Genomic DNA, 24,111 nt, shown 5'->3' with positions numbered 1-24,111 from the left:
CTCAGTAGTCCGCGTGTCCATCCGGAGCCGGCATCATCGCACGGCTCGACGTCAAGACTAGCTCCAAGTCACAGGAGCTTGCAACCGCCGAACCGCCTTTCCATTGCTCATGAACAAGTGACAATCGGCTGGAGCGGCCGTGAGGGTAAGCTTTCCGGCGCCTTTGCGCGAGCCGGATTTTGGCGCCCTGGCGACAACCGTTTCGTCTCCAACGTTGCCATAGATGTACGTGACGCTACCGAGATGCTCAACGAAATCGACCTCAAGTCCAATGGAGATCTCCTGCTGCTCGAGTGGCGAGGAGAAGTCATCCGGGCGGATTCCGACAGTGACCGGCTTGCCAACTAGCATTTGGTCCGGCTGGACCGGAACGGAGATTGTAGAACCAGCCTCCAGTCGGACGTCCAGGCCTTGCTCGTGAGCTGCCTCGACCTTGCCGCCCAAGAAGTTCATCTTCGGCGAGCCGATGAATCCTGCCACAAAACGCGAGGCCGGATTGTGATATAGATCGTGGGGGCTGCCAACCTGTTCGATGTTGCCGTCCTTGAGGACGACGATCTTGTCGGCCATGGTCATCGCCTCGACCTGGTCATGCGTCACATAGATCATGGTATTTCCGAGCTGCTTGTGGAGCTTGGCGATCTGAACCCGCATTTGCACGCGCAACTCGGTGTCGAGGTTGGACAGGGGCTCATCGAACAGGAACACTTTTGGTTCTCGCATGATGGCGCGCCCGATTGCGACGCGCTGGCGTTGCCCGCCTGAAAGCTGTCGAGGCTTGCGATCCAATAGATGGTCGATCTGCAATAGCGCCGCTATTTCGGCTATCTTGGCCGCGATCTCGGCTTTCGAGGCTTTGGCCATGCGCAGGGGAAAGGCCAGGTTCTCTCTCACCGTCATATGCGGATAGAGAGCGTAACTCTGAAAGACCATGCCGAGGTTGCGATCGGCCGCATCGATGTCGTTGACGAGCTCATGGTCGATGAAGAGCCGCCCGCCGCTGATGGGCTCGAGCCCGCCAATCATGCGCAGAAGCGTGGATTTGCCTGACCCGGACGGACCAACGAAGACGACAAATTCGCCGTGACCGATGGTCAAATCGATATTACGCAGGACCTCGATGGTCCCATAGGCCTTCTTGATGCTCTCCAGGCGAACGTTGGCCATTATGCCCTCCTCTGTCGCACCTCGGCCGCGCGAGCAGCACTTACCTCAATTTCGCGCAAGCTCGATACGATGAAGTCCGGGGCCATCAAGGAGGGATCCTGACGCATCGGCACGCCGGTTCTGACAAGCACCGTGGCAAGACCCGCCCTCTTCCCGGCTTGAATATCCGTAGATACTTGGTCGCCGATCATAATCGTCGAACCGCGGTTCGTACCAAGGCGTGAGAGCGCCGTCTCGATCATCGGCACTTGCGGCTTCCCAACGATTGAGGGCTGCACTTGCGTAGCCGCTGCCACCGCTGCAATGGTCGCACCAGCCCCAGGCTCGAACCCGCTGGCCGTCGGCAGCAGAAGATCGGGATTGGTTCCGATGAAGACGGCGCCATTCAGGATCGCTTCAACGGCAATTCGCATCTTCTCGTGCGTGATATCCCGGTCAAGTCCCATCACAACGGCTTCAGGCGTTCGGTCAGTGACCTCCAGTCCAACATCGCGCATGGCTGTGACAAGCGAGGGAGCGCCGATGACATAGATTCGCGTCAACTGCGGATAGTTCGTTCGAATGAGTTCCGCGGCAGTGATAGCACTTGTCACGACCTCTGACGCTGCGATCGGAAGACCAAATCCTCTCAGCTTGCGGACGACGTCCTCAGGGGTATGCGTGGAATTGTTCGTCACAAAACAGAACGGCACGCCGGCTTCCTGCCATCGCGTAAATGCTTCTATCGCATCCACGATTGCGGTGCTGCCACGATAGACGACGCCATCCAGGTCCGAGATGATCCCTTCTATTGGCGGCCAGTTCACGTTTGAGCCGGTGCTAACCATGCATCAGCATCCCGCCATTCACATGGACGACCTGCCCGGTCATGTAGGAGGCAGCGGGGCTGGCCAGGAACACCGCGAGCCCCGCGATATCCTCCGGCAATCCGACCCGGCCCAGCGGAATTCGGCCACTGTGGCGCGCTTCGGTCTCCTCCCGCGGACGCCCGTGCATAGGTGTATCGATGATCCCGGGTGCGATCGCGTTGACGTTGATCTTGAGCGGAGCACATTCATAGGCGAGCAGCTTTGTCACGTCGTGTACGATCGCCTTTGACAAGCAATAGTCAGCGCCGCCAGCCTGGTAGTTGAAAACCGCGCCTTGAGATGACAATGAGGACCCGACATTGACGATGCGGCCGCCCTTGCTCTTCATGAAGCGCTCGATCGCTTGCTTGGCACAGCGAAGCACCGCGACGGAGTTGATCTGTATGGTCTTTTCGATTCTATCGGCATTGCCGGTCAGAAGCGGCTGAGCCGATTTTATCCCAGCGTTGTTGATCAGGACATCGAGCCTGCCGAAGCGCTTGGCGATCTCATCAAGCACCCTGCCGACATCATCTTCTCGAGACACGTCCATGCTCATGGGCAGGATGCCATTGCCGTGCGGCAAGCGCGTCAGAATGTTCCGGAGACTTTCCACATTTACGTCGGTTGCCAGGACGTTCGCACCGCCTTGACGGAAAGCATTGGCAATGGCTGAGCCAATGCCGCCGCCCGCACCGGTCACGAGCACGGTCCTGTCTGCAACTGAGAACTGTTCAGTCATTCCAACTCCAAGATCGTTTGAGAATTCAGAAATTCGTCGACGGCCCCACTGCTGGGCATCGAGCTCTGGGCCCCGCGTCGGGTCACGCATAAGGCGGCAACCGCGAGCGCCTTTTTAATCGCTTCTCGTATCGGCAAACGGTGGGCAAGAGAGGCTGCGAAGGCTCCATTAAAGGCATCGCCCGCCGCGGTTGTATCAACGACCTTCACAGGAAATGCCCTGAGCGCAAAAGAGGCGCTGGCATCGGCGTAGTAGGCCCCCTGCCCACCAAGCGTGATCAGGGCAGCTCTTGGCCCGAGATCGAGAAGCTTTCCGGCCGCATGAGCTGCGCTGTCGAGGTCGTGTACCTCGACACCGGTGAGCTCGAAAGCTTCCGTCTGGTTCGGAGTGACGAAATCGACACTCCTCCATGCCGCCGCCGACAGGCCCGCCCTCACGGGCGCCGGATTGAAAATGAGATCGAATCCTTTGCTGCTCTTCATTGCAAACAGGTGATTGAGCGCGGGGACGGGCATGCCCATCTCGGCAACGACGATTGCGTCCCGCTCAATGAATTCGGCCGCCTTTTCGACCATGCTTGGTGTGACATTTGCATTGGCTCCCGGGTCTATGACAATGATGTTGGAGCCGTCGTCACCGACAAGGACGAGAGCAGAACCCGATATCTCCCCTGGGCACACCGCTATGGCATCGAGACGGACACCTGCCTCACGCAGCGCTTGCAGCAAGGATCGACCGGCGTCGTCATCGCCAAGCCGGGTGTAGAAGCTCGGCCGAAGGCCCAATCGAGCGGCGGCGACCGCCTGATTGGCGCCCTTGCCTCCCGCATTCCGCTTTAAGCTTCCCATCAGGCTTTCACCCGGCGTTGGAAGCCGCTCGACGTTGAAGCAGAGGTCGAGATTGGTCGTTCCGAAGAACATCAATGGTCTAGGGCTCATTTCACGGCCCCGAAGGTAAGACCACGTTCGAGATGACGCTGGCCAAGGATGATCAGGACGACCGGCACAATCATGGTCACCACCAGACCCGCAGCCATCACCGGATAGAACTGAACGCCGGGATTGAGCAGCTTGAGCAGGGCGACCGTGACTGGTGCTTTCGTCGAACTGAGGATCAGGCCGAGCGCGAAGTTGTGCCACGCGAGCAAGAAGATAAGCAACGATGCGCCTATCAACCCGGGCTTTAGAAGCGGAAGAACGATGTGCCAGACAACCCGGAATGGCTTTGCGCCATCCATGGCGGCCGCCTCCTCAACGTCCTTTGGGATGTCCTCGATATATGAACGGCTCAGCCAAATGATCATTGGCAGCGTGACGACTTGATAGACCCAGATCATACCGAAATAGGTGTCATAAAGGCCGATTGTCTGAAACACGCTGAACAGCGGTATGACGACAAGGAGAGCCGGCGCGAAGCGGAAGCCCAGAATGAAGAATGCGATGTCCTCCTTCATAGGGATATTACGCCTCGCCAGGACGTAGCCTGCCGGTACCCCGGCAACGAGCGATACGAGCACCGCACAAAGCGAGATGACGACGCTATTCGTGATCGGGGTCAAGAAATCAACCTTGATAGTGCCGTAGCTTGTTGCCCCGGCGTGGGTGGCATCGAACAAAACGCGGAAATTTTCAAATGTTGGAGTGAAGATAAAGCGCGGCGGCCAGATCATGACCTCCGCCTGCTGCTTCACCGACATCATCACGATCCAGACCAGCGGAAATGTCAGGATCAGCGTACAAGCAACAATCAGCAGATTAAGGAACAAGCTTGCAGGCGTTGAGCGATTAAAACGCATGTCAGCCTCCTCTAGCTTACGCGCTGACGGACCAACCGCCACAATCTCACCATGGCAAAGGTTCCGAGAAGCACGATCATCCAATTGACAACCATGAGCGCGGCACCACGCCCGAAGGCAAGATTTTGAAAGGCCGTGATGTAGGCGCGAACCGAGAGCACGGAAGTACTGTCACCCGGCCCGCCCTGGGTTGTTCCGAAGATGATGTCAAACTGGTTGAGCGATTCGATCAGCCGAAATACCGCGGCGATCAGGATGTACGGCGCGATGAGCGGAAGCTCGATATGGAGGAACGTTGCCCAACCCCGCGCGCCATTGACCCGCGCGGCTTCTCTGACCTCATCGTTGATGCCCTGCAACCCGGCGAAGATGATGAGCGCAAAGAATGGTGTGTAAGTCCATATGTCGATGAGTACCAGTGAGAACATCGCCGTGCTGGCATCCGAAATCCATGCGAACCGTCCGATCCCAACGAGCGAAAGCAAATAGTTCAGGATCCCAATCTGGGGATCCATCATTGTGGTCCACATCAAGGCGACGCTCATTGGCGGCAGAACCAGGGGAAGCAGAATGACCGGCCGCATCAGCCGGGCAAGGAACACCCCACTTGCGAACAATTTGGCGAGCGCAAGCCCAAAGAACGCTTCGGCGAGCACGGCGGAGCAGGCATACGCCATAGTCGCCCGCACGCTGTTCCAGAAATCTTGGGTCTTGATTGCCACTTCATAGTTGATGAATCCAATGAAGCGAACCACGGGACGGCCAAGCTTGAGATCGGTGAGTGATTGAAAGACCCCATAGAAAAACAGAAAAAGAAATCCAAGTAGGATGATGATTGCGGGGGCAATCGCAGCAAGGCTCCACCAGTCAAGAGCATTCTGCTCGGCCTTTTGCACCTGCTCGTTTTTGGACGAGGACAGCTGGTCGACCGATGATTGTAGCGTCACGATTGCGTCGATGCCTTGAAGGTCCATCGCTCACTTCTCAAAGGATACTCGGGCCTGGTGGGGGCGGCAAACTCCCTTATGCCGCCCCGTCAACCGCCTTACATGGAGGAGCGGATCTCGGAGGCGAGGTCGGTCAAAGTCGCCTTCACGTCCGCGCCGTTGACCATTTTCTGCATGGCGACTGCCCAGGCGTTCATTGCCTCGGCAAATCCTGCGCGCGGCGTAAAGGCCAATGCAGCCCTGTCCTGCACGATTTTGAAGGTATCCACGAAGTTCGTGAATTCCGGTTTCGTCGCGTAGTCGAGCCAGACCTTGTCGCTCCAGGTCGAGGCGCGCGGAGAGTTGACGAGCTTCCCTGCGACGGCACCCTTGAGCTCGACCTGCTTTGACGTCGCCCACTGGATGAACAGCCAGGCTGCTCCCTTTTTCTGAGAGGCCGCATTCATGGCCAGGGACCAGATCCAGATGTTCGATTCAAAATTCTTGCCGTTCGGAGCTCGCAGAGGGGGAGCGAATGCGATCTTGCCCGAAGCGGGCTTGCCGGCGACATCGTTCCAGAACCCGAACATGTTGGAATCGATCGCCATCGCTGTCCGACCCGAATTGATGCCATCGACCACCTGATACCAGTTGTCATTGGCAAAGGATGGAGCAGCGCACTTCTTGATCATCTCCACATAGTCCTGGTGGAAGGCGACGGACTCGGGCGAATCGAGACCAGTTTCTAATTTGCCGTCCTTGACGACGAAGTCGTGCACACCGTAAGACTTGGCAATCGAGATTGCGGCCGTGTGGATGCTGCTCCAAAAGCGGATCCCCCGCACGCCCAGAGGTGTGATCGCCGGATCCGCAGATTTCAGATTCTCGCAAGCCGCGGACATTTCCGGCGGGGTTGTCGGAACCTTGATACCGTGCTTGTCCAGAATGTCCTTACGGTACAATAATTGAATGTTTTCGAACCCGTGCGGGATAGCCCACACCTGACCCCCGCCCGCTTCGATTTGCCCGCCATTGACTTGCCACGTCAGCGCGTCACGCAATGCGGGGAAGAAGTCCTTGTAGTCATAGCTTGCCGAGGTGAGCTTTGGGTTGTTCAGATAGCGGTCGAGGGGCTCGAGTAGTTGACCGGGCGCGAGATCCCAAGCCGGCTGAATCCCCGTGCCGACGACGTCCCACGAGGCCGACTTCGTGCTCAGCTGGATTGTCAGCTTATTCCAGTAGGCGTCGTCCGGATAAAGCTCGGGTGTCACCTTGATGCCCGTCAAATTCTCGAACTCAGGCAGCTGTGCTGCAACGGCGTCAGCATACGGATGGATGTCGTAAGCCCACACGATCGAAGAGCCCTCGAACTGGCGCCAGTTGATTTCCTGCGCTTCGGCCTGGTCGACAGATGTGGCGGCACCGGCCAAGAGAGTTGAGCAAATCAGAGCGGTTTTGACGAAATGAGCCGAATGGCCGCCCAAAGCGGCTAGCGTCCTTGGCATTAGTCCCTCCTCTGGCTCTTTGGCCCGCAAATTCACGTGCCCTGCTCTTCCAGGGCCGCGAGTGTTGGAAACGCTAACCGTCATTTTCCGCCCATATGCACCCATTCAGATCGAAGTTGGGTAACATTGGGTAACTCAAGAAAGCAGCATCACATGATCAATGCAGGCGCATGTTCAGGCCCCGTGAAGCCACCCCGCAAAGAAGGGCCGATCCCCGCCACTGCTCGCGCTTTTTCATCAGTAGCTGGTCCAAATGTTCTACTGGGACGACAACTCGCTGCAAATAACCACACATTGACGCAACCTTCGCAATCTCCCATCGCACCGACGATCTGTCTCGCGACTGACCGAACGGCGGTGCGATAGGCGCCGCTCCCGCAGCGTGGGAAGTGTCTGACTTACTTTCCTCGAAGCAACTGCTCGTGCAGGACGATGGGGTTGCCCAATCAGCGACAGCACCTTCCTTCGAATTTCTAAAGAATAGTGATGCGACTGCTCGTCTCGATATTGCACGTGTGTCGATACGCTAAGTGGTCGCGTTTCGCTTCTCGATCTCCGCATGCGCCTCGGGGCCGAGGTCTCCCTCTTTGTGCACGGCGCAGACGGCTGCGACGATTTGCATCCGTTGCATCATCTGGTCTGGTCAAGGATCGCATTCACTATTGGATTTGTTAATCCGACCAACACGGGCGCCGATGCCGCAACCGAGCTTGCGCTGCAGAAGGCGTCCTTCGACCGGTGTGGATATGCCGCTGGAAGAAACCATGCGTATGATCCGACGAAAGTCGCCGCCTGATTGCCTTTGATTTTACCGTTTCTGGATTGAACGAGGGCGGAAAGCAAAACGCGGATTTATTGAAAAGCTTCGCCCAAGCCTGGAGACCAAGCTTAAGGGCACCGTTGAGCTTGGCGCCGATATCGGCATGAACGTGATGGGCGATGTGGTCAGCCAGAGCGAGAGCCCCCGACGCGTTCCAACATTCTGGAACGAATGGGTAAATCTGCTTTTCATTTTGTTCGAGAAGCGTCCACAAATCCGGCAACAGCTTCGCGCGCTGCACATTCGTACTAGGCTGCATGCGGTGCTCCGATGGAAGGCGCGGCGTTTTACCAGCGAAGACTTGCATGATATTGAGCACGCGTCGGCTGCACTGGCTTATTGCCTGGCTTTCTTCACTGAAGATGGACTGCACTCCACTCTCGTGGCAATCAACTGTTTCAGTGCCGGCTTGCCTCTGACACTGCGGGTGCTATCGAGTTTCTAAAGCAGACCGAGACTGAACTTCAGGCTAGTGCGCGAGCATAGCAGCGGCTATTTGCTCTTCCTCTTTCGCGCCGCGGTTCTCACTTCCTTCCTTGGCTTCGGCTTTGCCTGCGCTTTGGAAAAGCTCTCTTTTTCACCGTTAGGGCGAGGGCTCCCGCTCGGACGCGGCATCGGACTCCTTGGGTTCGCGCAGCATGCGTGGCACGTTCTTCTTCGGCTGCTTCAGCATGAAGTCGGCGACCTCCGGGATGGAGTTTTGGAGGATCTGCGCCGAAAGGGTCTGAGCTTGGTCTTCAGCCCCGTCGTCCGCGTTAAGGCTTGCTGTAGCAAGCCCTTAAAACTCTTCTGGAAAACGTCCCGATCGTCAGCCGTTGGATGCCGGGGGTGATGCCTTGACGAGCCCGCTCAGCTTTCCAACGCCGCGGTCGTCGCCACCATCAACGCCGCGCACATCGTCATTAGCCCTGCCACTTGCTCAATCGCGAGCCGGTCTGTCACGAGCTGCAGTTTTGCAGTACCCGATGCCGCCAGTACCTGCGGCAAGTCGGCGCGACTTGATGTTTGCTCCTATATCCCTAGCAGACAGCTCCTCTTCCAAATGAGGACACAAGCGCTTCAATCTTGATGATCGGCAGAGCTCGAAGCGTTACACCGCGCTCAAAGCTTTTGGCTAAGAGATTTATAGTAGCGGTGTTGACCCGAGCCTGCTGGATGCTCGAATTGAAAGCATCGCCTGCATTACCCCTTTAAGTGATGGTGCCATGAAGGCGTGGGTCTGCCCGGTAGACCAATGCGAGAGGTAGTTGCTCACGATCGTCGCCACCGAAGTGGGGGGCCGGCGAGCTGGGCAGGCTCCAGGACCAGGCGCCCGGCCGCGTCATGGAGGCGGCTGCCTTGATGGCGTCTATAAGGTTTTTTGCCATGTGCTTGTCGTCATTGAAGGCAATGCCGATGGGCACGGGAATGCCGACCCTCGAGATGACCTCCTCGAGTTTGAACTCGAGGTACTGCCTGATCCGAGGCGCGGCATCGTCGGTGTTTCCGGTATCGAGAAACGCGTGAGTCGCGTCGCGGATCTTGTGGATTGCGCCGGACTGCGGAAGCACCGATGTTCGCGCGGTGCCCTGAATGCACTGATGCCACCAACCGCCCTCGTTCGCATTCGTGTTAAAAAGCTTCTCCAGGACTGTGTCATGGCTAAGCAGGATGACCTGAGGACCACCTGGGACCCCAGGGCGCGCAAATTGTCCTTTGATCACGTTCATCAGATGGAACTGGTGCCCGGAATCAAAGCTCGATGTGACATCATCGAGAATCAGAAACTTGGCGCCCCCACCATAGAGCGAGGCGGCCGCCAAATAGACGCTGATCGCGAAGGCGTTGCGATAGCTCTCCGAGAGGACGGCTTGGGCCTAGATGTCCGGCAGTGTCCAGAATTGAGCGAGGGAGATGGAAAGATCTTCGCTGCCGGCGCGCTGTTTCAGGGCCGGCACCACTTCGGTGTACATGATCGCCGCTCGCGCAAGAGATTCGGCGCTCATTTCGACCGGGGTAGCGCGTTATCAACCTCGCAGCAGCACGTCCTTTGTACGTTTCGTATAGAATGAATTCCAAGCGACCGCATTGGTCGGCCGAGCCCCTCCAAGCACCCTTACGTCGTCATGTTGTCAAATGCGCGGTCATCGGCTGGGAGCGCAGCGGGGCAACTCATCGAACTTTCCGAGCATGGCAAAAGACAACTATGTGCCTGGGGCGGCGCGGCGCCGCGCAACACGAGCACGGCTGCCGCGCGCGACCATCTGGATGGCGATAACGATCGCCGCGCTCTCCATGCTCGAGATTGGATGAGCGTTGTTTTCACTATAAACGGACAAGTCCACCTCGACGCCAAACCCAGGGACAGCAACCGTCTGACGCATCTTTCTGACTCCAGTCACAGTTCGAGAGCAGATGAAGCACTCGCCGTCATATAAAATTCGGAATGGGATTCGTTGCTCGCGCATCATCACCGGCCTTGATGACTCAAGGGAACTTTGGACGCCCGCGCCGCGTTCGCGCCTCGATATCACTGCTAAGCGCTGGACGACAACATCATAGCGCTCACGATATTAGCGCGATTCGCGCGCTATGATCGTTTGGTGAGCAGCCTCACATTGCAGGATTTCGGCAGATTAGCTGGAAGTTTTGTTCAATTCCGCTCCTGTCCGGAGGCATTGTCATTGACGAAGCTTCTCTCATACCATGCGGCCCTCCTAACATGTCGGTGGGGCAACCGGTTCTCCCACGGACTTACCAAGACACGGCCAACGTCGCCGCTGAAGGCCACTGCCCCAACAGCAATTGCAGTGGATTGCTCTGAGCTGCTGTTGCTGCTTCGGCCCGACAGACCTCGTGCCGGGCAATCACATCCCGTGTCGCCCACCACTTCTTTCGAGTGGTTCGTCTGGCCTGCGGCTACGTGGGACCATCGTGCCGTTAAAGCCGGCGAAGGATCCCAGCGCGCGAACTGGCGCACCGCTGAGGGCCGTCTAGCCGCGCGCCACATCGCGCGCAACCACAAGCTGATCTAGCAGAAATACAACGGATCATGCCGCTCAAACGCCGCAGAACGTCCTGGTTGCGATGTTAACATCGCTCGCCAATGGGTAGGGGCAAATAAGCATGGTTAAAGCATTTCGCAATACCGTCATGGTACTCACTTTTGTCGTCGTCGCCGGCAGTAACATAATTTGGAGTTTGCTAGATGACTACGTCGCCTGCGGCCTCGCGCTAGCCGCGTCAGTCACCGCCGGCTTTTGCGCCGAGCGCGCCTTCATCAAACGGTCCCATCGCGAAATGATCCGCCAACATGGCGCAGACTGACAGGCTGGTAGCGAGCGCATAGAATCTCGCGGACCAACTAGGACGGCGAAGGCAGAGAAAGGATAATCGACCGGAATATCCTCGAGAGCGGCACGAAGCGGGAGGCGCCCAAGCTGGAGGTGCTCGATTGCCCCCCTTGCGACAGTTGCTAGCCCATGGCTCGGCGATCGAGGCATTGCGCACCTGGTACGCCATGCAGTCAACCGTCAATACCGTCGCCCTCTACGACGCAGCAGCAGCGCTGTTCGGCTCGGATTTCGACCGGGCCGAGTACCACGAGGTCGAGTGAATATATCTGATCTCGACGCGCTTGCAGTTGGGAAAGCGCTGGCCGAAGTCGGCGACGTCTGCATCGATGATTACAATCTTGATGCACGCGGGCTCAGTTTGCCGCGACAAGTGCGGCAACAGTTTCTTCCCGCGTAACTGATCGACTAGCTTTGTGGGGGACGCGACAACGAAATTGGGGGACGGAAGATCGGGCACCCTTATCCATGCGACGCTTCAGGGAAACCATTGGCCTGTGTGGCACTCAGGACCGAAATTTCAAGAAAATCAATGCATCCAATAGGGTGGATGGTGCTGGCAGAAGGGATTGAACTGTTCTTAGTTCAGGTCGGCCTCGATCCAGCAGGATCGCCGCGAAATGCCGCATTGCGTACCACTTAAGGCGCAATCCGGCATCTTGCGTGTTTTTCGACCGAAGTGTGGCGATCGGGCAGGCCTATTTGGCTCACCGAATTCTCTGAGTGCGTCAGCTTGTCGACAGCTGGTCCTAATAGAGCGAGAGCGAAACACTCGAACCGAGGGCGGCCATGGATCCATTTAACACCATCAACCGATTCGACCCAGAGTTCGCTGCTTACAGCGCCCCGGTGCAACAAGCGCAACAGCAGCAACCGGATTTTGAGCCGTACTTGGCTGAAGTGCCGCAAGTTGGTACCTCTGCGATCCCAGAGGATCCTGTTTCTGCTGATCCCTACCATCCTCATCTGTCGGACTTTAGAGCCGCTGAGACCTTAGGAATTGAGCACCAGAGGGCCGAGGGTTCTCATCCCGAACACGTAGTGACCAGACGCGAGGATGCCGCTGTCCTAATGGGTGAGGACTACACCGGCCAGTTGAGGCCTGCTAAGAGGCAGAGGACATTTAGCCAGACGCAAGCCGATGCCATTGAGCACCAGGCCAGCGAGCCTAGCAATTCAGCCGCTCGCGGGCTGATTGAAGAGGCCGGCACACCGTTTCGGGCCAGCCGTCCGTTGATCCTTCCTGCGCAAGACTACGCTCAGGATCTGCTGTGGGCGATGCTGGAAAACGCCGGCTCATCGTCGTCTCTGGAGCCAACTGAGCGTCATGACCACGCCGTGGATTCAGGAGTGGCCGTTCGTTCCTTCAACTCGCGGCAGGATGACCAACGCACGTCAGGCGCGCATGAGGGTAGCAGCGTCCCGCCGAGCCAGGACACGCCACCCGCTCCTTTCATAGTTCATAACGACCGCTTCACGGCGCTGTTCGTGCCCGCGGCGGCGATGAGGGGCAGCTCTCCACTGAATCTATCAGGCGCCCCCATTCATTTCGGTCTCGACCGGAAATCATTTCGCAGCCGAGCGCACAACCGGCGAATCGGCCGTCGCCAGCACTGCTTGCACAGACGATGGAGCAAGCCGCTCCGGCGTCCGCCAGAGCTGAGACGACGCCGGTGGCGGTCCGCGAGATTTACGCCGCATCATTCGCCGTTCCTCAGGGCTTTTCGCACGGCACACAACCCGCCCCAATCACGATGATCTCGAAGCTCGGCCGCTGGGGCCTCTTGCCGGACGCAGCGCAGCCGATGAAGCAATACGACATTCGCGGCGAGCGTTACACGGCGCTGTTGGGGCCGGGAGGCCCCAACGACGTTCGGCTCATCCACCATCCATAGATGTAGCACCAAGGACAGTCGCTACGTGAGGGGCCAGTCCAGACAGGTAGCGGACTTGTTGATGGACGATAGCTTGCTTCAGCGATTCTTGCGAGCTTAGTGAGCTTCTGGGCGATGCGGATAAGGGCTGCCGGCCCCGATGAACCTGCGGGCGCAGCGGCTCCTTGTTGAGCCGAACAGCCATGGGCCCTTTTGTGAATCACGTTGGCGGGCTGGTTGCGGCAAGGTGATAATGCGGAAAAATCGGAGCCGACTGCCGCTCCCTCAGGGGCTGCTCGTCGCGATAATGTCTTCCCATGTCTCCACTTTCTTTGCGGCAATGCAGAGGAACAAATGCGAATTGACGCATTCCGGCCCCTGCTTTTGAAGGCCTTGATGAAAGGCGTTGTCGGCGGCTTGCAGGGCCCGAAGAAAGTCCGGCGTGCCGCCGCGCTGAGAGTCCACAGGTCACGATCACGCCACCTTGATCGGCGCGGATCTTTGCCCGGAATCCTGCCGACCTACAGCCCCCTTCCAGCATCACCAAGTTGGAGGTGCCGCAGAAGGCGGTCCGGAGCATGCAGCCGAAAAGAATCCCGAGGAACTTTGAGTTGTGATGAAGGCGCGGAGAGACGACCTACCGATTCGTGGAGGAGATTTCGCGGCTCACGTCAGTTAGCTTGCCGGGTGTTTGTGACTTTGGGAGATTTCGTCGATGTTGATTGTTGAAACTTTTTTGAAGCCAGACCAGTTTGGCGGGATTGGACTTTTCTCCGCGACTCGTTTGCCTAAAGGCTCATTACTCTGGATTCACAACCCGATCGTTGACATTGCGGTGACGCGCGAACAATACGAAGCTCTAGCTCCAACATTTCAGGCTCTACTTGATAAACATGCCTATCCGAGAGACCACAAGATCAATGACGGTGTCGTAGAGTATAATGCTGACAACGCTCGCTTCATGAATCACAGCAGTCATCCAAACACATATCAAGACGATCATTGCAGAATTCTCACAGCCCGTGACGTACACCCCGGTGAAGAACTCACTTGCGATTACTTGTCTTTCGACCCAGGGTGTGACTTGTCGTGGAACAAGGAGCTATTGCCGATCTCCAGCTCCTGCTTTCAAAGCTTGGAGCCGGCTCCGACAGGTTGATTATGCGGCGTACGCGTTGTTCTAGTGATTCAGTGAGCAGCTCTCGACAACCTAAAAATGCTCGCCATCCAGTCGCGCGGCCGAGCAGCGTCGCTTTTGGACCGGATTCGCGACGTTCAGGGCGTTACACGCTGTAATCGCGTGAAAAAGCAGTTAGTGAAGCCGAAACTCTGCATGTGAAACTTGTTTTTTAAGTGATTTCACCGGGGCGAGTGTGTGAAGGTGCTTTGCACCTAGGCAGCTACGGCACCGGACGTGTCTGCAAAGAAGGTTGGCACGGAAGCGAGTTGATGTGATTGCTTATTGACCCGAGATTCGACGCTTCGAAGTAGGCGCATATGCAGTCCCCCGACTGCGCTCTCCTCGCCCCGCATAGTTTTAGGATGGAGGCTCCCTGAAATCTGATGCCGTCCAAGCTGCCAGGATCGAAAAGACGGCTGGGGAAGAGCCTTGCCGCGAGTCAGGATGTGCTCAGGCGATTCACATGGGAGATCAGGGGCATTAATGTGTGTTTGGACGACCTTCGGTCTTTCCAGGCGCATGCGCTGGGCATTGCCGCACCACAAATGATGATCTTGATGGCATTGATCGACTTGGAACACGGCGATGGTGTTCCGGTCAACGTGGTTGCAAGGTTGATGAAGGTTGAGTCGGCCTTCATTACGAAGCATTCGAAACAGCTTGAGGATAAGCATTTCGTGCGACGCAAGCGCTGCGCGAACGATGCACGAATCGTCCACCTATCGCTAACAGACAGTGCTCGCAGAGGACTTGCGAGCATCGCGGCTCAGCAGGAAGAACTCGATGAGTTTGTTTCTGGTTATCTCGATATTGCGGAATTTGCCGAGCTGGCTAGTTGCCTTAGCGGAGTCAGGCGACGACTGGAAAAGGCGCGCCTGCACGCCGCGTTGAAGATGCAAGAACCTTCAAGAGAGCAGCAGCTGCGGGACGCCTAACGGGTCAACAACTTGAGTCATGAGCCTACTCCCTGCGAGCGCACCCAAATCCTGGATCGGGAGCTTGGATTTACGCTGCTACTCTGCAACAGCTCGAGCCGGCGCCGAATGATCAAATTCCTCCAAGCTACGGCGACAGCATGCTGAAGGAGCAATACGCCCTCAGAAGCTCCGGCTGTCGCTACTTCGGATCAGGTCGCACCCGAGCGATGCACGCTGCGCCGTCGGAGCCTGCGGACCTAACGCTCTGCGACGCAGCGATTTGCCTCGACTCTAGCAATCGTCTCTGCGTCTTGCTCGGTGCGCCGACGATAAGCGATAACTCTGCTGCATTTGGCCAATGCTTTGCTTGGAGGCGCGGTGTTCTACGAGGGCGCCCCAGAGCGCTATCCGCTATTCTCGACAGCTCGTCGCCTCGTTCTCGGCCGCAACTTGGACTAATCGGAATATGACTTCGCCGTCGAATGTGAGGACAACTGTTCGAGATGCCTTCATTTTGGAGGTGGCAGCACCGTACATGGTTGCTCGATGCGTCTCTTCCGATAAGAACGCTTTGTTTTGCAGCCGACCGCGACGTGGGATCGAATTGCGGCAGTATCATCCTCGATCTCTTACAGCAGAGAAGCAGGGATTTTTAGATAACTAGGCCTCTACGGATAGTCGGGCGTATTTGAGAGCCATGGCACTACGTTAACAAGCGCGCCGGATCGAGCGCATCCTGTTCTTGCATTTTTATAGCAATTTCACATGACCCCTATTGAAGCAATCAAACGTTGGTACGTGTCCCTGGACGACGAACTTCAAACAGACATCGCGTATATGTTCGTATCTCTCACGCTGGGGGATTGCCAATTTTCGCCTGCTGCAGCCGTTCGAAGACTGCTACAATGGTTCGACCTGCGCAGCGCGGGCTCGGAACATGAGGACGCGTTAGCGGCGGTCGTGTTTCGCGCCTCGTTCGAATACATGTTTGCCGACCGCTTCACAGGCGCCGGGTGGACCTTCCCCGAACAATTGTTCAAAGATGTGATCCGCGAGGCTGCTGAAGGGAAAGAGGCAAGCAAGATCGCAACGACGGCATTTCGATTGCTCCGGAACATTCCCGACCGAAAAATGAAATGGAGGGAGGCTGGTGAGAATTGGAATGCCTTGGTCAACTCGGTACTCAACGACGATGCGCTGAAGCAATGGACGCACGACAAATTCCTGGCGAGCGACTTCGGGCCAACGGAAGACTGAAAACAATCGGAAATATTGCGAGAGCGCCGATTCGGGATGAAATTAAGTGGGACTGGGCAGCGCGACGATTGGAACGGCAACTTCTAAAGCGAGTAGAACGGCCACCCGAGAGCGCCCCAAGAGCACCGCCACGACAGCGAAATATAGTGATCTAACCAATGGCCGATCACCTTAGGGGCATTTGGCGATATAGCAGCGCAACAAGCAGGATAGCGGCACCATTGCGAAGGGCTCAAGCGCCGCATTTCTGCACGGAATGCCTAGCGGCCGAGAGCATCCATAGTCGGCAGCCAATCAGAGCAGTGGGCCGCGCTGGCTCAGCGCACAGGGCGACCGTTGCCGATCTGCTTACGGCGGCCCGCCCAAATCGACAGCCGCAGCCGGCCCGCTAATGTTAAGACATATCGCCTGATAATTTTCGGCGTCTTGGAGGGCTGTCTTGATGAATCTCCGCTCAGCCACCGCTTCGAACGGATGTTATACTCCTCATTGTCTGTGGCGGAGAAGCACAGGGCTTCGGGTATCCGCGGGGCTTGGCCGGCAGCCGAGAGAAGGCGTTCCAGCCCAGAACAGGCGAACGACAACAGGAGCCAAACCCCGCTTGGTGTACCAGCGAATTTGATTCACATCAGCGCGATTGTCTTCCTTGCCGCTCGAAAGCGTAAGTCGGATTGATGCCGCAATAGGCGTATGTACCTGATGCCGTAGCCATGCACTGGCCATAGGTCGAGAACTGGCAATTGCCCGGATATCCCCAACTGCGTCCCTGCAGACAATAAACGTCCTGGCGCACCGGTGGCGTGTACGAATGAGCCCGCGAACCAGCGATCGAACGCGATCCTGAGCCGACGAGGATGGGAAGTGCGAGCACTGCGACAAGGATAAGGTAGCGCATGAGACCTCTTGCCTCCGTTAAGTTCACCAGAGGATAAAGGATCTGAATTGCGTCCTTTGATCTTAATCAAGATTGCCGGGTCACTCCGCGGGCTAGCGCCGGAAGTGGACTCAGTGTGACTGGTGCCTGCGGGGCGCGGCCGAAGTGTAGCGGCACCATGGGCTACACAAAAGAGCAAGCAACAAGACGGCCCACCCGTACGACCCCGCCGGTGAGCGGGTTCTCGAACGTCGGTCAAGCCTTGGCGCAGCTTTCCTGCTACTTGCCTGGGCAGAAAGATTTTTATGAGCGCGCTTCGGCATGTTTGTGCTGGCTCGCGAAGCAGGCAAAATGTACCAGCCTTACATTTGTCTTTGCCGATGCTCCTTAAACGATGTGCGCGCTCTAGAGAGACCCAATTTTGACTGCGCATGAATGCAGATCTGCCCTTCTAGCCATGTCACTTGAAGGCTCCCGGGCCGCCGCCTGCTCCTCTACATTCTTGTGCGCGTATTTATCCTAAAAATGCATTCTCGCGCAGCTATAGAGCGGCGTTTGGCTATTGGCCGCCGATTCTCTACCGCAGGCTTGATGACGAAAGCTGAACGAAGGCTCACACCGCTTCTGTTGCAGCGCACCGCCTGCTCACGCAGGTCAGTCGCGGCGAGCTGATTGAAGTCAAAACCAGTCAGCGTATATAACATATGCTTGGGCAAACGGCTGCACTTATGGCGCCACGCTCGTGCGCGGCACTGCCTCACCACGATACGACTTTTTCGTACGACCTTGTTACAACACTCGCCGCCCGCGCAGATTGCGCCCGACATTGAACAACGATCGATTCTGTCACTATAGTCTTTCAGTTGTTCAGGAGTGCAGGATTATGTTTGTAAGTATCACCACAAACCAAAGACCTTGCCATAATGCGCTCAATGAGCTCGGCATATCGAGCCTATCAAATCCGATCGTCAGCTTGAGTGAATTCACTTACAAGAAGGGTAGGACGATCTACATCGAGGGCGACCCCGCCGAGTACGTCTATCAGATCATGAAAGGGGCGGTACGGACCTACAAACTGCTGTCCGATGGGCGACGCCAGATTGGCGCATTTCATTTACCAGGGGACATTTTTGCATTCGAGAACGGTGGGGTACACCGATTTACCGCGGAAGCTGTTACGCAGAGCACTGTTTGCCTGATCAAGAGGCACACTCTTGATGCGATCGCCCAGACTGACGCAGTCGTCTGGCGCACCTTGCTCAGCATGACTACGATGAAATTGCAGCATGCGGAGAACCATATGCTGCTGCTTGGACGTAAGACTGCTCTGGAGCGCGTTGCCGCCTTCTTGCATGAGATGGATGTGCGGCTCATGGCTGTTGATGTTATGTCACTGTCAATGTCTCGGCGAGACATCGCGGACTACCTGGGCTTGAGCATCGAGACCGTCTCACGCTCAGTGTCACAATTGCATAGCTATGGCGTTCTTGGTTTCATCGGCAATACTCAACGCGAGATTATAATTCTAGACCGGCAGCGGCTCGCTAGCTTCGAGTTGTAAGGTTGAGAGCCAGCCGAGTGCGTGCAAACCGTAACTCGGACGAGCATGAGGCGGCGCAGCAACGGCCTATCCGGCAGCCATTCGGTGAGTGCGCCGATATCGGAATGGAATGAGCTCGTGGTTCCGCTCGACTCCGTTCAACTGATGGATGATCCGTATCCTAGATACCCTCTCAGAGCATTCGCAATACTTGGCTCGCGTACCCTCAAGGTCAGCCTCGCGGTCTGTCTAGTAAGTACGCAAGAGCTCGACAATATCGACAGGGGTTGGTCCTCCCTCTCTGGTATTTCTTAGTCGGCAGGATGCCCATGGCCTGGCAAATATCCTCCTGGTGAACCCGAGTGAAGTCGTTCCCACTGACTTGCCGGTCGTAGCGCTCAACGGCGATTGCGATTTCCTTTTCGAAGCGCATCACCTTGGTTTCAGCGGCCGGAGCCCGGCTCGCGCGAGCTGCAGGCAGATATGCTCGTTCTCGGCGTGACCATCGAAGTGGCCTGTCGGCGGTTTCAAAATGTGGGTGGTCGGTATGCGGCCGGACGGAATGCCCCATTTGCCGTCTTTGAGGACAAGAGCAGTTTTAGGCTGGGCGCCCGCAAGGCTGAATTGACCCGTATCGCCGGGCGGACGCCAGGCAGCATGATCCTCCCGTAAGGCTTGAAGCCGGTTTGCTATTTCCGGCTCGTCAAGCCATTCGATCTTGTCATCTCGGCCCGTTTTCAGGGCCTCCAGTCGATCGGGCGGGACAAACTGAACGGCGCCTGCGCAATCCTGACCGACGTTCGAGATGAGAGCAAACACGTTGTGCGCTGATACCTGAAATTTCTTGGCCAAACGCTCGAGCACCTGCTCATTGTCGGCAAGCAGCCCCCACAGGCAGGCCTGACTGGCGGCTGGACCATGCTCCTCAGCGGCGAGCGGCATCGAAAGCGAGAGAGGATAGGCTCCTCAGCGTTGCGCCATGCATTGTCATAGAGAAGGCCAGCCGGCCGCGTGCGTCACTGCGGACGCGACCGGCTTCGGTGCCATCTAAAAGTGCGATGAGCTCGGCCATTAAGGCTTTCCTTTTTTGGCCTTGGTGACGATGGCGTTGAGATCAACTGCGGAGGTAGACCCGCGGCTGGTGGGCGCTCCACTGTTGGCGTCCAGCGGGTTGCCGAGAACGTCGAGAGCACGGAGGACAAGGGCCAACTCTGCGCGGGGATGACCGTGCTCAACCTCATACCCAATTGACGACTAACGCCGATCCGCTTGGCCAGTGTCGCCTGGTCAAGCTTGAGACGTTTGCGTCTGTCGCGAATGACGGCGCCGACGGCGACCGGTGTGAGGATAATCAAATGTCAGCGATCGCTCACATCGGTCTAAGTTCGCCGTCTCTGACAACAGAATGTCGCCTTTCGTTAACATTTCAATATGTCATCGATCGTCGACTTCTTCTCGGTCGGAAACTATAACCCTTTCAGAGACATAAAGAAGATAACCTCACATTAACCAAGCCCCCGCTCCCGGCTGCAGCAAGTTCCAGCCTGTTCGGTGCCTCCGTGGTCGGATGACACGGAATGGCGGCTTCTCTCGCGTCGTGAGCCGCCCGCGCTCATGTGCGTCGGATCAACCGGCATGAACAGCCCTTTGGCCGCTCGATAACTTGCGCGGCTTCTTCACCGCTTTTGCGGGTCTGAGAAGATGATGACACTGCGAGCTATGCTGCCCTTGCGCGTTCGATGCGTGGCAGCAACCATGCTTCGGTCATTCACCTCTACCGGCCAAGCAGAACCCACAACCCTGGCCCGTGGATAAGGCGCACAACTACTTCGATATTCAAAGTCGCCCCTTACTCGTGATGCCGGTCTCAGGGAGAAAAAGGCGCGCCGTGGCTCAGGCCGCGACGGAATTTTTGGCCTGAAACCGATACAGAAAGTCCGCGGCCCGTTGGGCAGTGGACGCGGTCTTGACGATCGCGCGTTTTTCGTTCTTCAGCACCTTGATCCAAGAGGTGATATAGGAGGCGTGATCCTCTCACCTCCGGTTTCAGGCCGTGATCGGCGGACAGGAAGACCGCGCCAAGCTCTGCGACCAACTCTTCCATGGCATAGGCTTCATCGCGGCCGAACTCGCGATTCAGGCGGCTCTCGTCGCGGTATGTGTCCAACGCCACTCATTGCGCGCGTCGCGGCAGAAATGGATTACGTGCCCCTCACCTTTTCAGGTGGTGTACCGACTTTCGCCAGAGTACCTGCGAAGCTTGTCGAGATGGCCACCGCGATCGTTTGGAGCGAGATGTAAAACAGTGCGGGCGCGGCTCGGCCCTAACCGACCCGGGGGCTGAAACCAGGCCAACTAGCCCCTACCACATCCGCACTGCCGTTGAGACTAGCGGAAAGTTGACTCGGCGCTGATCGATCTGGAGCAATAGCGCTGTCCCTGCCACCTTCCGTTAACCCCAAAGGGTTTGTATCTCTGATAGCTTACCGCAAGCTGACAGGCCTTTGCGCAGTCGGTCAATCGTACGTCTGGGCTATCAATACTGGCTCAATCTGCCACGCAAACTCCTGCAACCACTCAGACATGCTCTCGGTCCTCAGCCGTCACGCCTTCAGGATTACCCGGGCGGTTCAGGCTGCTGATCCGTAAGACATTGTCGGTTGCGGACCATACCATCCAAGATACTCCGCTCCCGCTAGAGGGTGGGTCTCCCGTGCGTCAAATTGCGAATTCGGTGCTTTGCGCGCGCCCATACCTCGGCCTGCATATTGTACTGCCATGTTCGTCGCAGTCTGTGTATCGGTCGACTGTCGCAGTGCGTTTGTGGAATTCCAGCAAGCCTCAATCTGGGAGACTGCGGATTAACGAAAAGCGAGACAGATAGGCGAGACTGAGGCGTAGCTGATCGCTCGAATTCATCCCCAGGCAGATACCACAGTCTGCGGAGAATGAGCAAAGACGGGCTTGCCGACGCCCGGCCGATAACGTCGTCCGCCGAGCGTCATCATTGAAGGAGTTCTTAGTCCTCGACATCACTCATCGACAAGCCGCCGGGATGCATAGGTATATTCTAAAGCGATCCGGCGTGCCTGTTCAATGAGGTTGGCGGCGGCGCTATGCCCCCCATCGGTATTCTCATAATAGAGGTACGGTTGGTCCAACGCAGCGAGCCTCGCCGCTGCCTTGCGGGCATGCGCTGGATGCACGCGGTCGTCCTTGGTGGACGTGAGAATGAAGGGGGCCGGGTAGATCTTTCCTGGCACCAACCTGTGATAGGGCGAGTAGGCCTCGAGCCACTTGCGCTGTTCGGGAATGGTGGGATCGCCATACTCGCCGATCCAGGAGGCTCCGGCGCCCAGCTTGGTGAACCGAACCATGTCGAACAGCGGAACCTGTAAGATGGCCGCATTGAAGAGCTCGGGTCGTTGGGTGATTGCGGTCCCTACCAGGAGGCCTCCTTGGCTACCGCCGACGACGCCCAGCCGGCGGGGAGAAGTGATCTTGCGACGGATCAAGTCCTCCGCGACGGCGATAAAATCATCCCATGTGCGCTGCTTCGTTGCGCCTTGAGCAGTCTGGTGCCATTGGGGCCCGAACTCACCGCCACCGCGCAGGTTCGCGACAACATACGCGTTTCCCTGCTCGAGCCAAAGTCGTCCCGTGAGGCCCGCGTAAGAGGGGCAGAGCGGAATCTGAAACCCACCATAGCCATAGAGAAGCGTTGGAGTTGATCCGTCAAACCTTGCGCTCTTGGGGCGTATCAGAAAGTAAGGAATGCGGGTGCCATCGCGCGAGATTGCCTCGAACTGTTCGACGACAAGTCTCGAGGCGTCGAACCTAGGAGGTGTCGCCTTCAGTGTCTCAAGGCGCTCGGTTGCAGCGTCGAAGTACCAGAGCATCGTCGGGCTAAGAAAGCTGGAGACGGTGAACATCGCCTCGTCCGTTTCATGCGATGCCGCAGCCAGACCGACAGTCGCATTCTCTGGAAGCGGGATAGGCGTGACCTGCCAGGCGCCCTGATGGTACTTGTAGACGAACGCCCTACTCTGAACATTGTCGAGAATCGTTAGGATTAACAAGTTTCTTGTGGCCGTGAATCCGCTGAGCGCTTGTCGAGGCCCAGGCTTGAAAACGAGCGTGGGTCTGGCGTGCAGCGGATCCTGCTTCCATTCGGTCAGGTCATACGAGATGATCGAGCCGGCTGAGAAGGGGGTGTCTCCGGACGGTGGCATCCAGTCTTCGTTTAGCGTCACCAGCAGGCGACCACTCGCGATGCCCCCGATGGTCGCCTTCTTTGGCAGATTGAGCTTAGTCGGCTTGGACCCAAAGAGAACATACTCATGCTCGAACGCACTGATGCTGCGGATGGCGCCGGTCGCATGGATCGTGCCTTCACTGTCGCGCAGCACGAATGGTGTGGCCTCGACATCGGTCGGCTCCCCACGGAAGACCTCGTGCGCTTCCACGAGCGACTGAGCGCGCTTGAGCTCCTTCACAACGAAAGGGTAACCAGCTTGCGTCATGGTCCCTTCGCCCCAATCTCGTGCAATTAGGACCGTGTCGCGGTTTACCCAAGTGACCTCCTGTTTTCCCTCGGGAAATTCGAATCCGTTCGTGACGAAGGTTTTGGCGACTGCGTCGAACTCCCGGACGAACACAGCGTCTTTTCCGCCCTCGGACAGGTTGAGCAAGCATAGGCGCTCTTCAGGCGGAAGGCAGCTCACCCCTTTAAGAACCCAGTTCTTCTTGTCCGCGTCAGCGAGAGCATCGACGTCGAGGATGGTCTCCCATCGAGGGCTCTGGGTGCGATAGCTTTCAAGCGTCGTACGCCGCAAGACGCCGCGCACCTGGTTCTCGTCCTGCCAGAAATTATCGAGACCGCGCCGTCCCAATGAGACGTACGGAATCCGGTCCTTGGCCTGAAGAACGTAGAGGGCTTCGCCGTAGAAGCGCGGGTAACGTAGATCGGATTGGAGCGCACTGAGTGTCTTGGCGTTCTCGGTGTGAACCCAAGCCAGTGCGCGCGGCCCTTCGATCTCCTCAAGCCAAAGAAAAGGATCCTCGGTGCCGGTCGCAGGCGCTAGCGTCTGGGACAATCCTGCGGCCATCAAACAGCTCATGGATAGCGACGCTGCGAGAAAAAGCGAACTTTTCATGGGAGTTGTCCTGAAGTTAGCCAGCCGGGCTTAAGTGTCTTGCTAGGTGAGGGGAAGAATTCGGAAGATGCATACTCGGCGTCAAAGCGCGGGCATGCGGGAATTGCGTCCGCTGGCTGTTGATGGAGCAAGCAGCGTGCCGCTTGAATATTGGAGATTCTCCAGGCGTTTCCGCCCC

19 protein-coding genes and 1 pseudogene are annotated in these 24,111 nt (G+C 57.3%); 8 read left to right on the top strand and 12 right to left on the bottom strand.

Annotated elements, in window-relative coordinates; all coding sequences use genetic code 11:
• Positions 1–57 precede the first annotated feature (57 nt).
• From FOM02_RS35355 to FOM02_RS35325, 7 genes are all read right to left on the bottom strand, one after another.
• Complete coding sequence (locus FOM02_RS35355) at positions 58–1,167, bottom strand: ABC transporter ATP-binding protein (protein WP_265440701.1); 1,110 nt, start codon at positions 1,165–1,167, stop codon at positions 58–60.
• Complete coding sequence (locus FOM02_RS35350) at positions 1,167–1,994, bottom strand: HAD-IIA family hydrolase (RefSeq protein WP_265440700.1); 828 nt, start codon at positions 1,992–1,994, stop codon at positions 1,167–1,169. Before FOM02_RS35350 ends, FOM02_RS35355 begins: the two co-directional genes overlap by 1 nt.
• The gene (locus FOM02_RS35345) at positions 1,987–2,757 is read right to left on the bottom strand and encodes an SDR family NAD(P)-dependent oxidoreductase (protein WP_265440699.1); all 771 of its coding nucleotides are present in this window, start codon (positions 2,755–2,757) and stop codon (positions 1,987–1,989) included. Before FOM02_RS35345 ends, FOM02_RS35350 begins: the two co-directional genes overlap by 8 nt.
• The gene (locus tag FOM02_RS35340; protein WP_231164226.1) at positions 2,754–3,677 is read right to left on the bottom strand and encodes a ribokinase; all 924 of its coding nucleotides are present in this window, start codon (positions 3,675–3,677) and stop codon (positions 2,754–2,756) included. Before FOM02_RS35340 ends, FOM02_RS35345 begins: the two co-directional genes overlap by 4 nt.
• A 14-nt stretch (positions 3,678–3,691) precedes the next feature.
• Positions 3,692–4,552, bottom strand: coding sequence for a carbohydrate ABC transporter permease (locus FOM02_RS35335; RefSeq protein WP_265440698.1), 861 nt, complete (start codon positions 4,550–4,552; stop codon positions 3,692–3,694).
• 11 nt (positions 4,553–4,563) lie between these two features.
• Positions 4,564–5,526: a carbohydrate ABC transporter permease gene (locus FOM02_RS35330; protein ID WP_265440697.1), complete on the bottom strand. Its 963-nt coding sequence runs from the start codon at positions 5,524–5,526 to the stop codon at positions 4,564–4,566.
• A 71-nt stretch (positions 5,527–5,597) separates the two neighbouring features.
• A complete protein-coding gene (locus FOM02_RS35325; protein WP_265440696.1) occupies positions 5,598–6,983 on the bottom strand; it encodes an extracellular solute-binding protein in 1,386 nt (461 codons plus the stop codon).
• Between the two features lie 559 nt (positions 6,984–7,542).
• Here FOM02_RS35325 and FOM02_RS35320 point away from each other — a divergent pair.
• Positions 7,543–7,779 (top strand): hypothetical protein, encoded by a 237-nt coding sequence (locus FOM02_RS35320; RefSeq protein ID WP_265440695.1) that lies wholly within the window; start codon positions 7,543–7,545, stop codon positions 7,777–7,779.
• A 127-nt stretch (positions 7,780–7,906) separates the two neighbouring features.
• A complete protein-coding gene (locus FOM02_RS35315; RefSeq protein WP_265440694.1) occupies positions 7,907–8,248 on the top strand; it encodes a hypothetical protein in 342 nt (113 codons plus the stop codon).
• 745 nt (positions 8,249–8,993) lie between these two features.
• Here the strand turns inward: FOM02_RS35315 and FOM02_RS35310 are convergent.
• Positions 8,994–9,605, bottom strand: a complete 612-nt coding sequence (locus FOM02_RS35310) for a hypothetical protein (RefSeq protein ID WP_265440693.1) — start codon at positions 9,603–9,605, stop codon at positions 8,994–8,996.
• A 1,303-nt stretch (positions 9,606–10,908) separates the two neighbouring features.
• Between FOM02_RS35310 and FOM02_RS35305 the strand changes: the two genes are divergently transcribed.
• From FOM02_RS35305 to FOM02_RS35285, 5 genes are all read left to right on the top strand, one after another.
• Positions 10,909–11,109 (top strand): hypothetical protein, encoded by a 201-nt coding sequence (locus FOM02_RS35305; RefSeq protein ID WP_265440692.1) that lies wholly within the window; start codon positions 10,909–10,911, stop codon positions 11,107–11,109.
• Positions 11,110–11,245: 136 nt separating this feature from the next.
• Positions 11,246–11,398, top strand: a complete 153-nt coding sequence (locus FOM02_RS35300) for a hypothetical protein (protein WP_167381138.1) — start codon at positions 11,246–11,248, stop codon at positions 11,396–11,398.
• A gap of 2,326 nt (positions 11,399–13,724) precedes the next feature.
• On the top strand, positions 13,725–14,168 hold the full coding sequence (locus FOM02_RS35295; RefSeq protein WP_265440691.1) for an SET domain-containing protein: 444 nt from the start codon (positions 13,725–13,727) through the stop codon (positions 14,166–14,168).
• 404 nt (positions 14,169–14,572) lie between these two features.
• Positions 14,573–15,124 (top strand): MarR family winged helix-turn-helix transcriptional regulator, encoded by a 552-nt coding sequence (locus FOM02_RS35290; protein WP_265440690.1) that lies wholly within the window; start codon positions 14,573–14,575, stop codon positions 15,122–15,124.
• A gap of 747 nt (positions 15,125–15,871) precedes the next feature.
• Complete coding sequence (locus tag FOM02_RS35285) at positions 15,872–16,363, top strand: hypothetical protein (protein ID WP_265440689.1); 492 nt, start codon at positions 15,872–15,874, stop codon at positions 16,361–16,363.
• 628 nt (positions 16,364–16,991) lie between these two features.
• Here FOM02_RS35285 and FOM02_RS35280 read toward each other — a convergent pair.
• Positions 16,992–17,258: a DUF3551 domain-containing protein gene (locus FOM02_RS35280; RefSeq protein ID WP_084334829.1), complete on the bottom strand. Its 267-nt coding sequence runs from the start codon at positions 17,256–17,258 to the stop codon at positions 16,992–16,994.
• An 862-nt stretch (positions 17,259–18,120) separates the two neighbouring features.
• Between FOM02_RS35280 and FOM02_RS35275 the strand changes: the two genes are divergently transcribed.
• Positions 18,121–18,798, top strand: a complete 678-nt coding sequence (locus FOM02_RS35275; RefSeq protein ID WP_265440688.1) for a cyclic nucleotide-binding domain-containing protein — start codon at positions 18,121–18,123, stop codon at positions 18,796–18,798.
• Between the two features lie 211 nt (positions 18,799–19,009).
• On the opposite strand, the pseudogene FOM02_RS35270 reads toward FOM02_RS35275, so the two are convergent.
• The 3 genes and pseudogenes from FOM02_RS35270 to FOM02_RS35260 form a co-directional block, all read right to left on the bottom strand.
• A pseudogene (locus FOM02_RS35270) lies at positions 19,010–19,719 on the bottom strand (HipA domain-containing protein).
• 951 nt (positions 19,720–20,670) lie between these two features.
• A complete protein-coding gene (locus FOM02_RS47330) occupies positions 20,671–20,775 on the bottom strand; it encodes a hypothetical protein (protein ID WP_416207796.1) in 105 nt (34 codons plus the stop codon).
• A 1,034-nt stretch (positions 20,776–21,809) separates the two neighbouring features.
• Complete coding sequence (locus FOM02_RS35260) at positions 21,810–23,933, bottom strand: prolyl oligopeptidase family serine peptidase (protein WP_265440686.1); 2,124 nt, start codon at positions 23,931–23,933, stop codon at positions 21,810–21,812.
• Positions 23,934–24,111: the final 178 nt, after the last annotated feature.

The organism is Bradyrhizobium sp. SEMIA (assembly GCF_014844175.1).
GTDB classification, from domain to species: Bacteria; Pseudomonadota; Alphaproteobacteria; order Rhizobiales; family Xanthobacteraceae; genus Bradyrhizobium; species Bradyrhizobium arachidis.
Note: the sequence above shows the minus strand (reverse complement) of the source record. Positions and strands in the feature narration are given on the sequence as shown.

Coding starts and splice junctions, on each gene's coding strand:
- FOM02_RS35355 (WP_265440701.1), bottom strand. CDS start 1,167: ATGGCCAACGTTCGCCTGGAGAGCATCAAGAAGGCCTATGGGACCATC.
- FOM02_RS35350 (WP_265440700.1), bottom strand. CDS start 1,994: ATGGTTAGCACCGGCTCAAACGTGAACTGGCCGCCAATAGAAGGGATC.
- FOM02_RS35345 (WP_265440699.1), bottom strand. CDS start 2,757: ATGACTGAACAGTTCTCAGTTGCAGACAGGACCGTGCTCGTGACCGGT.
- FOM02_RS35340 (WP_231164226.1), bottom strand. CDS start 3,677: ATGTTCTTCGGAACGACCAATCTCGACCTCTGCTTCAACGTCGAGCGG.
- FOM02_RS35335 (WP_265440698.1), bottom strand. CDS start 4,552: ATGCGTTTTAATCGCTCAACGCCTGCAAGCTTGTTCCTTAATCTGCTG.
- FOM02_RS35330 (WP_265440697.1), bottom strand. CDS start 5,526: ATGGACCTTCAAGGCATCGACGCAATCGTGACGCTACAATCATCGGTC.
- FOM02_RS35325 (WP_265440696.1), bottom strand. CDS start 6,983: ATGCCAAGGACGCTAGCCGCTTTGGGCGGCCATTCGGCTCATTTCGTC.
- FOM02_RS35320 (WP_265440695.1), top strand. CDS start 7,543: ATGCGCCTCGGGGCCGAGGTCTCCCTCTTTGTGCACGGCGCAGACGGC.
- FOM02_RS35315 (WP_265440694.1), top strand. CDS start 7,907: ATGAACGTGATGGGCGATGTGGTCAGCCAGAGCGAGAGCCCCCGACGC.
- FOM02_RS35305 (WP_265440692.1), top strand. CDS start 10,909: ATGGTTAAAGCATTTCGCAATACCGTCATGGTACTCACTTTTGTCGTC.
- FOM02_RS35295 (WP_265440691.1), top strand. CDS start 13,725: ATGTTGATTGTTGAAACTTTTTTGAAGCCAGACCAGTTTGGCGGGATT.
- FOM02_RS35290 (WP_265440690.1), top strand. CDS start 14,573: ATGCCGTCCAAGCTGCCAGGATCGAAAAGACGGCTGGGGAAGAGCCTT.
- FOM02_RS35285 (WP_265440689.1), top strand. CDS start 15,872: ATGACCCCTATTGAAGCAATCAAACGTTGGTACGTGTCCCTGGACGAC.
- FOM02_RS35280 (WP_084334829.1), bottom strand. CDS start 17,258: ATGCGCTACCTTATCCTTGTCGCAGTGCTCGCACTTCCCATCCTCGTC.
- FOM02_RS35275 (WP_265440688.1), top strand. CDS start 18,121: ATGTTTGTAAGTATCACCACAAACCAAAGACCTTGCCATAATGCGCTC.
- FOM02_RS35260 (WP_265440686.1), bottom strand. CDS start 23,933: ATGAAAAGTTCGCTTTTTCTCGCAGCGTCGCTATCCATGAGCTGTTTG.